Source organism: Luteimonas saliphila, from assembly GCF_016774335.1.
GTDB lineage: Bacteria > Pseudomonadota > Gammaproteobacteria > Xanthomonadales > Xanthomonadaceae > Luteimonas > Luteimonas saliphila.
In genome coordinates this window covers 125,032-137,233 of sequence record NZ_JAETWA010000026.1, presented here as the reverse complement: position 1 = coordinate 137,233, position 12,202 = coordinate 125,032, and the positions used below count along the sequence as shown (strand labels likewise).

General features: G+C 66.8%; 13 protein-coding genes. 3 read left to right on the top strand and 10 right to left on the bottom strand.

Translation table 11 applies throughout. From position 1 onward, the window contains the following. The first annotated feature begins 50 nt into the window (after positions 1 to 50). From JMO03_RS06390 to JMO03_RS06380, 3 genes are all read left to right on the top strand, one after another. The gene (locus JMO03_RS06390) at positions 51 to 1,340 is read left to right on the top strand and encodes a tyrosine-type recombinase/integrase (protein ID WP_202841617.1); all 1,290 of its coding nucleotides are present in this window, start codon (positions 51 to 53) and stop codon (positions 1,338 to 1,340) included. A gap of 272 nt (positions 1,341 to 1,612) precedes the next feature. Further along, positions 1,613 to 2,428, top strand: a complete 816-nt coding sequence (locus JMO03_RS06385; protein ID WP_202841610.1) for a hypothetical protein — start codon at positions 1,613 to 1,615, stop codon at positions 2,426 to 2,428. 17 nt (positions 2,429 to 2,445) lie between these two features. Continuing rightward, complete coding sequence (locus JMO03_RS06380) at positions 2,446 to 3,363, top strand: hypothetical protein (RefSeq protein ID WP_202841608.1); 918 nt, start codon at positions 2,446 to 2,448, stop codon at positions 3,361 to 3,363. Between the two features lie 80 nt (positions 3,364 to 3,443). On the opposite strand, the gene JMO03_RS06375 is transcribed toward JMO03_RS06380, so the two are convergent. Genes JMO03_RS06375 through JMO03_RS06330 form a run of 10 tightly spaced genes read right to left on the bottom strand, consistent with a single transcriptional unit; the run spans position 3,444 to position 11,807 of the window. Beyond that, positions 3,444 to 3,614: a helix-turn-helix transcriptional regulator gene (locus tag JMO03_RS06375; RefSeq protein WP_238345941.1), complete on the bottom strand. Its 171-nt coding sequence runs from the start codon at positions 3,612 to 3,614 to the stop codon at positions 3,444 to 3,446. 37 nt (positions 3,615 to 3,651) lie between these two features. Continuing rightward, positions 3,652 to 4,884: a TraB/TrbI/VirB10 family type IV secretion system protein gene (locus JMO03_RS06370; protein WP_202841606.1), complete on the bottom strand. Its 1,233-nt coding sequence runs from the start codon at positions 4,882 to 4,884 to the stop codon at positions 3,652 to 3,654. Continuing rightward, positions 4,881 to 5,846: a P-type conjugative transfer protein TrbG gene (gene trbG / locus JMO03_RS06365; RefSeq protein ID WP_202841603.1), complete on the bottom strand. Its 966-nt coding sequence runs from the start codon at positions 5,844 to 5,846 to the stop codon at positions 4,881 to 4,883. The genes JMO03_RS06370 and trbG overlap by 4 nt, the downstream gene beginning before the upstream one ends. Next, positions 5,843 to 6,550 carry a conjugal transfer protein TrbF gene (gene trbF / locus JMO03_RS06360; protein WP_202841595.1) on the bottom strand — a complete coding sequence of 236 codons (708 nt, stop codon included), beginning with the start codon at positions 6,548 to 6,550 and terminating at the stop codon, positions 5,843 to 5,845. Before trbF ends, trbG begins: the two co-directional genes overlap by 4 nt. Continuing rightward, a complete protein-coding gene (trbL, locus tag JMO03_RS06355; RefSeq protein WP_202841593.1) occupies positions 6,550 to 7,689 on the bottom strand; it encodes a P-type conjugative transfer protein TrbL in 1,140 nt (379 codons plus the stop codon). Before trbL ends, trbF begins: the two co-directional genes overlap by 1 nt. A gap of 6 nt (positions 7,690 to 7,695) precedes the next feature. Next, positions 7,696 to 8,028, bottom strand: a complete 333-nt coding sequence (locus JMO03_RS06350; protein WP_238345940.1) for an entry exclusion lipoprotein TrbK — start codon at positions 8,026 to 8,028, stop codon at positions 7,696 to 7,698. After that, entirely contained in the window at positions 8,025 to 8,756 is a 732-nt protein-coding gene (trbJ, locus tag JMO03_RS06345; RefSeq protein WP_202841585.1) for a P-type conjugative transfer protein TrbJ, read from the bottom strand. Before trbJ ends, JMO03_RS06350 begins: the two co-directional genes overlap by 4 nt. Further along, complete coding sequence (trbE, locus tag JMO03_RS06340) at positions 8,753 to 11,203, bottom strand: conjugal transfer protein TrbE (RefSeq protein ID WP_202841579.1); 2,451 nt, start codon at positions 11,201 to 11,203, stop codon at positions 8,753 to 8,755. The genes trbJ and trbE overlap by 4 nt, the downstream gene beginning before the upstream one ends. Beyond that, positions 11,200 to 11,469 carry a VirB3 family type IV secretion system protein gene (locus JMO03_RS06335; protein ID WP_202841577.1) on the bottom strand — a complete coding sequence of 90 codons (270 nt, stop codon included), beginning with the start codon at positions 11,467 to 11,469 and terminating at the stop codon, positions 11,200 to 11,202. The genes trbE and JMO03_RS06335 overlap by 4 nt, the downstream gene beginning before the upstream one ends. Next, on the bottom strand, positions 11,466 to 11,807 hold the full coding sequence (locus tag JMO03_RS06330; RefSeq protein WP_202841570.1) for a TrbC/VirB2 family type IV secretion system protein: 342 nt from the start codon (positions 11,805 to 11,807) through the stop codon (positions 11,466 to 11,468). Before JMO03_RS06330 ends, JMO03_RS06335 begins: the two co-directional genes overlap by 4 nt. Between the last annotated feature and the right edge of the window lie 395 nt (positions 11,808 to 12,202).

The window sequence follows — 12,202 nt, the reverse complement described above, 5'->3', positions numbered from 1 at the left end:
GCGACTAGTTGGGGGTACGTTTGGGGGTACGCAAACCGGGCGTATCCGCGATGCTCTGCACCCTGCAAATCAAATCTGCAAAGCCGCGAGCGCGGGGCTACAAGCTCGCTGACGCGGGAGGCCTTTTCGTTCTCGTCCAGCCTTCCGGCTCGAAGCTCTGGCGCTACAAATTCCGCATCGGGCGCGTCGAGGGATTGCTGGCGCTGGGCTCGTTCCCGGAAGTCGGTCTCGCCGAAGCGCGCGCCGAGCATGCGAGGTCGCGCAAGCTCGTGGAGCAGGGGATTCACCCGGTCCATGAGCGCAAGCGGCAGCGCGAGGCGCTGGCGATCGACTACCTGAACCGAGACAAGGGCGCGTTCGGTGCCATCTATGCCCAATGGGACAGCGCGACCTCGGTCGACCTCGCTGCGGGCACGATCAGACAGCGCCGGCGGGAGATCAAGAACGATCTGTTGCCGAAGCTCAAGGATCGGGCGATCACAAGCATCACGCGGCTGGAATTGACGGCGATCCTTAAGGAGGTCGAGAGGCGCGCTCCCGAGATCGCCAGGAACCTGCGTAACTATCTTTGGGGCATCTTCGAGTGCGCCATCGACTCGGGTCTGTTGGAGAACAACCCCGTACCGCCTCTGCGCGTATTGAAGAAGCGCAAGCAGAAGAACCACGCCGCGTTGTCGCCGTCGCAGATCGGCGAGTTCCTGGGCGCGATGGATTTTGGCGTCAACGAGCTGAGCACGCGCATCGCCATGCGGCTCGTGATGTTGACCGCGTGCCGGAAGGTCGAAGCCACCGGCGCGGAATGGACGGAGTTCGACTTGAAGCGCGGCGGATGGGAGATTCCGGCCGAACGCATGAAGGCTGGCCACCCGCATTGGGTGCCGCTGCCCCGGCAAGCGGTCGCGCTGCTCACCGAACTGCGTGCGATCGTGCCCAAGGGGCAGAAGTACCTGTTCCCGAACCGCCGGGATCCGAATCGCCCGATGGCGGGCCGCACGCTCAACGCGCTGATGGATCGCCTTGGCTTTGGCGATAAGGGAACGCCCCACGGCATGCGCGCGGCCTTCAGTACCCATTTCAACGGCCGTCACGCCAATGCCGACGTGATCGAGCGTTGCCTCGCGCATGTCCCGGTGAACGCGGTGCGCGCCGCCTACAACCGCCATGCCTACCTGAAGGAGCGTCGGGCGATGCTGCAGCAATGGGCGGACTATCTGGATCTGCTGCACAAGAAGCACGGTAAGCACGCGGTCCTACCACCCGTCCCTCCAACGGTGCGGCGCAAGACCAATAGCGGTACACAGAGGCGACGTTCCCGGCGTTCGCTGCGCAAAGCCGCCTAGCCAAGCTTGCCGAGCTGCCGCCTCTGGGCTTCACGGACGACTGCTTCAGGGATAGGCGGTACTCATACCGCCGTCGGCCTGTCCGGGCCGGTCCCGGTTCTGCGTCAGATCTAGCGTGGGACCCGCCGGCTACGTTTTCGGGGATTGCGGAAAGTTCGATGTCGCCGGCCAGTGGTTCCCAGGTCCGATCTGCAGTTCATGCTCCGCGGCCTTGCTGACGAACGTCATCGCATGGGGGATCTATGAAGCCGAATATCCAATTGCATTGCTTGGTGGCCCTGATCGTCGTCCTCGTCCTATCGGGGTGCGCAGGTGTCAGTTTCTACAAGACGTCCGATCTAAAGGAGCGAACCGGCATACCGGTGTATGGCTCCAAGCCCTATTTGCTGGTGTCCCGGACGGGTTCCAAGGACAAGCCGGTGGAGGTGTCCATCGTCTACCTGACCCATCGAGACGACAAGATCTATGCCAGGCCCCGCTCTGGGTTCGGCTCGGCAAAACTCTCGCTGGCATTGAGTAATGGTCAGCTGACATCGTTCGGTCAAGAAACCGATACAAAGATTCCGGAGACGATCACATCGTTGGCCGGGATGTTGACGGCACAAGCGGGCGCCGGCAAAACAGCCGCCGAAGCAGCCGCTATTCGCGCGGGCATCGACAGTGAACAAAGTGGCGTCGACCTGACTGATGTCGGCGAGAAGGTGTCGACGATTGCCGCCGAGATGTTCGAGCAAGCGGACAAGAAGCAACTGAAAGGACTGACGACGCCCGAGTACGACACGCTCAAGAGGGTGTCGCATGCGCTTTCCGGAGCGGGCGCGATCCTATCGAACCCGACGGTACCCAACGCCGCGGCCCAACTGGACACGGTCAAGGCGCAAGTCACCATTCTCAAAGAGAAGTTTCCCGTGGGATCAACGAGCACGGATCGCGACCAGAGTTTTCAGATCGTCAACAGTTGGGTGAAGAGCTTGAGCGAGCTGTACGACTCCGTCCAACCGAAGCCGCCGGCGCAACCGACCTTCGAACTGTACGAGATCATCACGACTGATGGCAGCCAGGAACTGCGTCGAGTCAATGTGCGGTGAATGGGACAAGAAGATCAATGCGGGCGTACGTCAAGCAGATCGCCAAAGCACGGCCGGAACTGGACGCACGTGTGTCCGCTCGGGCTGATGTTGTCGGTTCGATGATCGGCCTGAAGAAGCGAGCCGGTCATATAACCGGAGAAGTTGGTATCTGCTACTTCGTTCGCAAGAAGATCCCCAAATCCAAGCTGACCCCAAGGCAACGCGTTCCCTCCCGGGTACGCTCGAACCACGGCTATATCGTCACGGATGTCGTCGAATGGCCTCAAATGGAGCAGCAGCGCGCCACATCAGTACCAACGATCCTCAAGGATGGCCAATCCCAAGGCGCGCTCACTTGCTTTGCAAGGTCCAAAGCGGGGCTATCCGGCCTTACCTGTGCCCATTGCTTGGAGGGTCCCGACGGAAACGCAGCGACACCAACGACGATCTCCTACTACGACTTTCCAGTTCGCAAATGGATCCTGGCCGGTCCGAGCACGTTCGCGGTCTACTCCCCGGGTCCCAACCTCCCCGGCAACTTCGGGTACATCGATTGCGGGCTGTTCGATCTCCACGACGATGCCTTGTATACCAGAGCCAGTTCGGCGTATCCCGTTCGTCCTGTCGTCGATCTGTATTCACTGGTTGGCAAGCTACTCATCGGCATCAGCGCCCTTCGGCCAAGCGGATTCCCTGATCCTGCTCGCTACGCCAAGGTAGTCGGCGTTGAGCAGTATGCGATCGATGGCTTGGCAGACATCGTGCTCGACGTTGAGCCTCCGGGCACATTCAGAGGGGACAGCGGCATCCTCTGGATGACGAAGGATGGCCGCGCGGCCGGAATTCATTGCAGAGGCGAGAACATGCCCGTCATGCAGGGAAGCACTCGCACCACAGCAATGATGGCCAAACGTGCATGCACATTCTTGAACATTGAACTGCTTGTCGACTGAGCAGCCGGCGGGCGCGGCTGTAGAAGCGAATCGTCCCGAAGAATGATGCCGCCGGAATTTGGCTGATGGCACCGGCGGGGTCACCGCGTGACCGTATAGCCCTCCGGATCGTCGATCCAGGCTTGTAGTGCCGTGGTTCGCCACCCGCATGCGCGTCCGCCAAGGTGTACCGGTGGCGGAAATCCGCCTTCGGCAACGCGGCGGTAGATGGTGGCCCTGCTCAATCCCGTGATGCGCACGACGTCAGCCATGCGATAGAAGGCAGGTCCAACGCAGTCTGACAACCCATCACTTCCCGCCGAAGGCATCTGGCTTTGGGACATGGTCGTTTCCTACAAACGGCGGAAGTGTCAGGTCGCGAGCAACCACCACTCGAACCGGGAATCCCGCCCGCACCGTCAGCGTCGGCTGCAGGTCCAGATTGCGGCGGGTGACCTGCTGGCCGACCTGGTTGACGGTCTCCTGCACGCTCGCGCGCGTGGCGATGACGATGCGGCCATCGCCATCGCCATCGCCATCGACGCGATCGGGCGCGGCTAGTTCGGCGCCGACGCCGATCAGGGTCGAGAGCGCGGCGCCGGCGAAGATCCGGCGCCAGTGCCAGTCCACGCGGTCCTCCAGCCCGGACCGGCCGGCTACGTCGGTCGCGGGCAGGCGGTCGAGCACCAGCGAGGAGCCGTCCGGGCGGATCAGCCGCGTCCACACCAGCAGCACGCGGCGCTGGCCGTAGGCGACCTGGCTGTCGTACTGGCCGAGCAGACGGGAGCCCTGCGGCACCAGCAGGTGTCGGCCGGTCGCGCTGTCGTAGACGTGTTCTGTGACCGTGGCGATCACCTGCCCCGGCAGGTCGGAGTTCACCGCGGTCACCAGCGCAGCCGGGATCACGGTGCCCGCCATCAGCTGGTAGGGCGAGCGCGGCGTCTGCAGTTCCGCGCTACCGTAGATCCGGCTGTCCTGCTCTGCGTCGACGAATGCCTGCTTGTCCGCCTGCCGGTTCTGGCGGGCGTAGTCGTCCTCGACCGGTGCCGCGCCAGGCGGCGACAGCCAAGGCACGGCCGACGCATTCGCGCTCTCCGCGGCAGGCAACGGCGGCGCGCCGGCCCACCCCGCCTGCCGCGTCTGGAAGAACACCTGCGCCTTCGCGGCCGCATCGGCCTCGGACTGCAACCGCTGCTGCTCGGCGTCCGTGGCCGCGTCGGGCGCATTCCCGTCATCGACCCGTTCTGCGGGTGTGGCGGTGTCGTCTTCGAGCGGCGCCGGCGCCGGCATCGGCACCTGCTGGTAGTCGCTCGGGAGCTGCTGCAGTCCTTCGGCCGGCGTCACGCGCTCGACGTTGTGTGTCTCCTGCACGGCCGCGCCCCGCTCTTTCGGCGCGCGGAACGCCCACAACGTCGCCAGCAGCACGCAGGCCGCCAGGCCGCCGACCAGCACCGCGAGCGTGCGCCGGTTGAGGCGGGTCACCGGCGCGGGCTTCGCCCGCAGTTCCAGCTTGGCCGGATCCTCCTTCGGCGGCACGCTCATCGCCGGCGCGTCCGCCCGTCGGTGCGCTCGATGCGCACGACCTGCTGGCGCTCGCCGCCCAGCCGCAGTTCGGCCGCGCCGAACAGGCGATCGACGATCAGGTACGACGCCTGCACCCGGTAGTTCACCAGCTGCGTGTCGCCCTCGGCGCCGATCACGAACAGCGGCGGCAGTTCGCCCTGACCGATGTTCTGCGGGAACTGGATGTAGACCTTCCGACCGTCGTCGAAGGCGCGTAGCGGCCGCCAGGCGGGCGCGTCGCCAGTGATCGTGTAGCGGAACCGCAACTGCTCCAGCACGACGCCCTCGACGACCGGATCGTTCGCTGCGGTGCTGCGCGAATGCAGCGTCCGCACCAGTTCGTCTGGGTACTCCCATGCCACCGACGCCATCCAGGTCTCCGGCGTGGCGGACAGCTCGAGATGGTAGCTGCGCCGGTCGGTGCTGATGACCAAGTTCGTCTTCAGATCGGCACGCGACGGCTTGACCAGCACGTGCACGCGTTCCTCCGCGCCGCGGCCGCTGACCGTGTCGCCGATGATCCAGCGTACGGTGTCGCCGGCCGACACCGAGACCAGTTCTTCACCCGGCTGCAGGGCGATGTCGGTGACGCGGCCGGGACTGGCGTAGACCTGGTACAGCGCACCGGCACTGTAGGGCCAGACCTGCATCGCGTTGACGAAGCCGTCCTGCACCGGCTCGATGCGTGCCGAGACGTTCGCCGTGGTGACATCGCCCGCGGGGTCCACGGAAACCATCCTCGCCTTCGCCGACAGTGGCTTGAGCTGCCCGGGCAGCGGCAGCGGCGTCGGCACCTCGACGACCTGCACCGGCACGGGCGGCTCGGGCATCGGCACGGCTTCGGCGACGGGTTCGTCCAGCGTGATCTCCGGCGCCGGCCGCGTGCTCGCGCATCCGGCAAGCACAGCGCATAGCGCCGCGGTTGCGACGATTCGGTTCATGGGGTGTCTCCTGTAGTGGCGGAGCCCATCTCCCGGCTCCAGTCCAACCCGTTGACGTAGATGCCCAGCGGGTTCTTGCGCAGCCGCACCGCATCACGCGGCGACTGCAGGACGACGGTGACGATCGCGGTCCAGCGCTCGACGCCGCCGGGCGAGCCGTTGACCGTGCTGCGCTCGATCCAGCGCAACTGGAACGACGACTCCGAGGCGCGCACCACGCTGGTAACCTCGACCGCCACCGTCACGCGCCCCACGCGCGCGAACGGATCGTTGTCGCGCGCGTAGGTGTTCAATGCCGCCGCGCCGCGATCGGTGGCGTAGTCGTAGGCCTCCAGCCAGTTGCTCCGCAGCACCACCGGATCGAGCGGCAGCGAGCGCACGTTGCGGATGAAGCGCTCCAGCTCGCGTGCGATCTGCGCATCGGCCGGCCGGTACGCCTCCAGCGCCGGCCCGACCGCCCGCACCTGACCGTGGGTATCGACCTCGACCACGTACGGCGTCACCGTCGAGCGCCCGAGCTGCCACAACAACCCGCCGACGATCAGCAGCGACAGCGCCAGGCAGCCGAACGCCATCAGCCGCCAGTTGCGTGCTTGCACTCGCGCCGATCCGATGCGCTCGTCCCAGACCTGCGCCGCCTTCTGGTACGGCGTCGCTGGCTGCGGCGTTTCGGAGTAGCGCAGACTCGCGCGTCGGAATCGCATCAGTCATCTCCCAGCTTCGGCCCGGCGCCACCGCCGCCGCGGTCGGACGAACGCACCACCATCGCCGCGGTCGCCAGTCCGCGCGTCGTGCGCTGGCGGCTCTGCTGCATCCGCTGCGCCCATCGCGGCGCGCCACCCGACGGCCCACCCGACGAGCCGCTCGACTTGCCACCGGCCATCGCCGCAGCCGGCGCCTGCGAGGCCTGCGGCGCGCGGCCGCGCGTACCCGCGCCGAGCGCGCTGCCGGCGATCCGGGCAGCACCAACTGCGGCAGCACCGGTCGCGGTGGTGACACCGGCTGCGGCCAGCGCCACGCCCGCCGCCGCACCCGCGCCGAGTTGTGGTCCGCCCGACACCAAACCGGTGGCGATCCCCGGCCCGAACAGTCCCAGGCCAAACAGCGTCAGCGATCCGAGCATGGTCGCCAGCGCGTGGTCGATCGACGGCTCGGTGCCGGGCGGTAGGGTGAACTCGTCGAACAGACCCGCGCCGATGCCGACGATCACCGCCAGCACCAGCACCTTCACGCCCGACGACATCACGTTGCCCAGCACCTTCTCGGCCAGGAACGCGGTCTTGTTCCAAAGGGCGAACGGCACCAGCACGAAGCCGGCCAGCGTCGTCAGCTTGAACTCGATCAGGGTCACGAACAGTTGCACCGCGAGCACGAAGAAGCTCAGCACCACGACGATCCACGCGATGAACAGCACGGTGATCGAGTCGAGGTTCATGAACACCTGCGGGAACCCGGACATCTCCTGGATCTGTTCAAGCATCGGTCGGCCGGCGTCGACGCCGATCTCGGCCAGACGTCCCGGGCGCAACAGTTCGGCTTCGCTGACGGTGGAACCGGAGGCCAGCAGTCCGAGCCCGGCGAACGAGCGGAACACGATGCCGGCGAGCGCGTTGAAGTTGCCGATGATGAACGCGAAGGCGCCGACGTAGAGGATCTTCTTGATCAGCCGCGCGATCACGTCGTCGCTGCCGCCCATCGCCCAGAACAGGCCCGCGAGCGTGACGTCGATGACGATCAGCACCGATGCCAGGAACGCCACCTCGCCGCCCAGCAACCCGAAGCCCGAGTCGATGTACTGCGCGTAGACATTGAGGAATCGGTCGATGACGCCCAGGTCGTCCACGGCGGCTCACTCGTCCTTTGCCTCGGGCAACCGCGCGTCGGGCAGCCCCACCGGTTCGGGTGTGTACTTGGCCTTGCCATCGCCCATGAACCGCTGGCGCGTTGCCATCGCCGAGGCGATGCACAACTCCTCGCTCACCTGCTCCCGGTCCTCGCGGCACAGCCGACGCACCTCCTTCAGCCGTTCCGGGTTGCTCGCCAATTCGATCACGAGATCCGCCGCGGGCGTCGGTGCCGGCAGCGGCACTTCTTGCATCTGCGGCGCATCGCGACTGCATCCGGCCAGCAGCACGGTCAACAGCACGGCCAGGACCACCATCGTCGAAGACACGGTCTTCATGGTTCACCTCCGAACAGACGTACGGGCTCGCCGGTGTACGGCGTACGATCGGTCATGAAGCGTCGGCGCTGTTCTCGCGCGCGCTCCTCGCCGGCCACGGCGCGCGCCTGCTCCAGGGCCGTGGCGCGGCCCTGCGCCGCCTGCAACTGCTGCGTCTGCATCAGCTGTCGCGACTGCAGCGCCAGCAACTGGTTCGTCGCCTGCGCCGCCTGCAGCGCGCCGACGGCCGACTGGCTCTGCCCCACAAGATCGGACAGCACCGTCTCATCGTCCGCGACGTGCTCCACCACCTGCGCCTGTAGCGCGATCGCCGTGCGCAACGCCTCGAGCGAGCCCTGCCAGCGCTCCAGCGCATCCGCGCCAAGCTGGTCCCGCGATCTGGCCGCGTCGTAGCGCTCCGGATACAGCCGCGCGAACTCGCGCTGCGCCCGCTCGACGTCGAACGCCAACCCGCGCGCCTCGTCGATCAGGCCCTGCGTCTCGGCCAGCGTCGCCCGCAGCTGCGCCAGCGCGCTGAAATCCAGCCCGGTCAGGTTGCGCGCATCGTTCATCAGCATCTGCGCTTCGTTCTGCAGCTGCCGCACCTGGTTGTTGATCTGATCCAGCGTCCGCACCGCGGTCAGCAGATTCTGCTGGAAGTTGGCCGGATCGAACACGGCCACCTGCGCCTGCGCGGAACCCGCGGCCAGCAGCCCCCCGATGCACAGCGACAACAGCCTCTTCTTCATGACACGATCTCCAGACGAGGGGCTGACGCGACAGCGTCGCGCCCGGGAAACTCCCCCAACAGATCCGCTGCCCAATCGAGCCGGCAGTGGCGCAGCCAGGCGTCCGCGAAACCCCGCACGCCGGCACTTGCCAGCACGCGGTCGATGTCGCGCTGGTGCTCCGGCGTCGATGCCCCGGCAAACGCCAGCGCGACCGACCCCAGGTCCAGGTCGAACAGCCGGTTGCCCAGCCGCGACTGGTAGTAGTAGTCGCGCTTGGGTTGTGCACGGGAAATCAGTTCGATCTGCCGCGCATTGAGCCCGAAGCTCTCGTACACCGCCCGCAGCTGCGGCTCGCCCGCCTGCGGGTTGGGCAGGAATATCCGATTCGGACAGCTCTCGATCAGCGCCGGCGCGATCGCCGAACGCTGGATGTCGGCCAGCGACTGGGTTGCGAACACCACCGACACGTTCTTCTTGCGCAAGGTCTTCAGCCACTCGCGGATGCGGCCGGAAAACGCCGGATCGTCGAGGAAGGTCCACGCCTCGTCGAGGATCAACAAGGTGGGCGCACCATCGAAACGCCGCTCCAACCGATGGAACAGATAGGTCAGCACCGGCAACACCGCGCTGCGCGTGTGCATCAGCTGTTCCATCTCGAACGCCTGCACGTCGGCCTCGCCCAGCTGCTCGCCCTCGGCATCCAGCAGGCGGCCGTGCGGACCACCCAGCACATACGGCGCCAGCGTCTGTCGTAGCCGATTTTCCTGCAGCAGCGCGCACAGGCCGGTCAGCGTGCGTTCGCCTACTGGCGCCGAGGCCAGACTGCTGAGCGCCGACCACACCGCATCCTTCACGCCGGGATCGGGATCGATGCCTTCGTGCGCCAGCAGGCCGGCCAGCCACTCGGCCGCCCAGCTGCGCGTGGTGGGATCGCCGATGCCGGCCAAGGGCTGGAACGCCACGCCACCGTCGCCGCCGAGATCGAAGTGCTCGCCACCCAGGCCCAGTACCGTCGCCCGGATCGAGCGCCCGGTATCGAACGCGAACACCCGCGAGCCCGCATAGCGCCGGAACTGCAGCGCCATCGCGGCCAGCAGCACCGACTTGCCGGCGCCGGTCGGTCCGACCACCGCCGAATGCCCGACGTCGCCGACGTGCGTCACCAGCCGGAACGGCGTGCTCCCGTCAGTGCGGGTCACGATCAGCGGCGGCCCGTCCAGGTGCGTATTGCGCGGCTGCCCCGCCCACACCGCCGACACCGCCATCAGGTGCGCGAGGTTGAGCGTGGACACCAGCGCCTGCCGCACGTTCGCGTAGCAGTGCCCCGGCACCGACGACAGCCAGGCCTCGACCGCGTTGAGCGTCTCCGACACGGCCACGAAGCCGCGCCCCTGCACCACCCGCTCCACCGCCTTGCGCTGCTGCTCGACCGTCTCGGCGTCGGCGTCGCGCACCACCACCGTCATGGTGACGTAGCCGAAGGCGACCGCGTCGCTGCCCAGCTCCTGCAGCGCCGCATCGGCGTCGGCCGCCTGGTTCGCCGCGTCGTTGTCCACCAGCGGGCTCTCCTGCTGGAAGATCGTCTCGCGCAGCAGCGTCACCACGCCCTTGCGCTTGGCGAACCACTGCCGGCGCAGCCGCGTCAGCTCTCGCTCGGCGTCCACCTTGTCGAGGCAGAGGAAGCGCGTCACCCAGCGGTAGCCAAAGCCGAGCCGGTTGAGCTCGTCGAGCATCCCCGGCCAGGTCGCGCCCGGGAAGCCGCGCACCGTCACCGCGCGCAGGTGCGCATCGCCCAGCTTCGGCGCGATGCCGCCCGACAGCGGCGTGTCGGCCAGCCACGCATCCAAGTGCATGGGCACCGCGGGCACCGCAACCGCATGTCGCACGTTCGAGATGGTCGCGTGCAGGTAGGTCAGCGTCGCCGCATCGTCCAGCCACGCGACCTCCGGCAGTGCGCCCTCCAGCAGCGCCAGGAACCGATCGGTCTCGGTCACGAACACGTCGCGCTGCTGGCGCCAGTCCACGCCCTCGCGGCCGACGGCCTCGTACAGCAGCCGGCCCATCCGCGCCTGCGCCTCCGGCGGCGGCAGCCACACCAGCGTCAGGAAGTATTCGCTCTCGAAATGCGAACCGGCCTCCTCGAACGCACCGCGCCGTTCGGCATCCACCAGCCAGGACAGCGGCTCGGGAAACGTGGACGCCGGATAGTCGCCGGCCGGGCGGCGGTCGGCCTCGTCGAACAGCGCCCAGCCGCTGCCGAGCCGGCGCAGTGCGTTGTTCACGCGCGCGGCCGTGGCGACCAGCTCGCCCTCCGTCGCGCTGTCGAGGTCCGGCCCGCGGTAGCGCGCCGTGCGCTGGAACGAGCCATCCTTGTTCAGCACGATGCCGGGCGCCACCAGTGCCGCCCAAGGCAGGTAGTCGGCGAGCGGCGCGTTGCCGCGGCGGTATTCGGCCAGCGACATCATGGCGCCGTGTCCAGATAGGCCCGGTGCTTCACGTGCCGCGCAAACACCTCGACGAACCGGGGATCCGCCTTCGCCCCCCAAACCGCCAGCGCGTGCCCGACGACCCACAGCACCAGTCCCGGCAGCCACTGCTGCAGGCCGATGCCGACCGCTGCCGCCAGCGTGCCGTTGAGGATCGCCAGCGAGCGCGGCGCGCCGCCCAGCAGGATCGGCACCGCCAGCGAGCGGTGCAGCGGCGCCTCGAAGCCGGCCGGATCGCCGCTCATGCCACCACCGCGCCACCGGCGAACGAGAAGAACGACAGGAAGAACGACGAGGCCGCGAACGCGATCGACAGCCCGAACACGATCTGGATCAGCCGCCGGAACCCGCCCGAGGTATCGCCGAAGGCCAGCGTCAGCCCCGTGACGATGATGATGATCACCGCCACGATCCGCGCGACCGGGCCTTCGATGGATTCCAGGACCAACTGAAGCGGCCCTTCCCACGGCATGTTGGAACCGGCGGCGTAGGCCGTGTTTGCCATCAAGGCCAGCAGCAACAGCACTCCTCTTTCCTGCCAACCGGAAAGATTCACGGGGGTGGATACCAAACTCCGCTCCATCACAGGCTCCGGGATGACAAGTGATGCTTCGCCAACCGCTGGCGTTGCCACCTATCGTCACCATCTATCTCGATGTTTCCGGAACGCTCCCTTGCCTGAAAGGGAGAATCTGACTCGCCGTCATATCTCCCCTATCGGCTCTTACGCCTAGCGCCTCTCATTCCAAGTCGGTGGGCGTACTTCTAGCGTCTAGCCGGCTTGGGTCACCGAAGCCTTGCAACCGGAAGCGGAACCAGTTGTTTACGCTCGTATACGACGAGGTTGTACCGGGACCGGAATTTTCTGTAGTCAGCGTCGAGGAAGATGTAGAGATCAGTGCGCTGGCAGTTGATCAGAATTACCGTGGCCCAGCGTTTGAATTCATTCCCGCTCCGAGATCCTCATCGGGTAGGTTC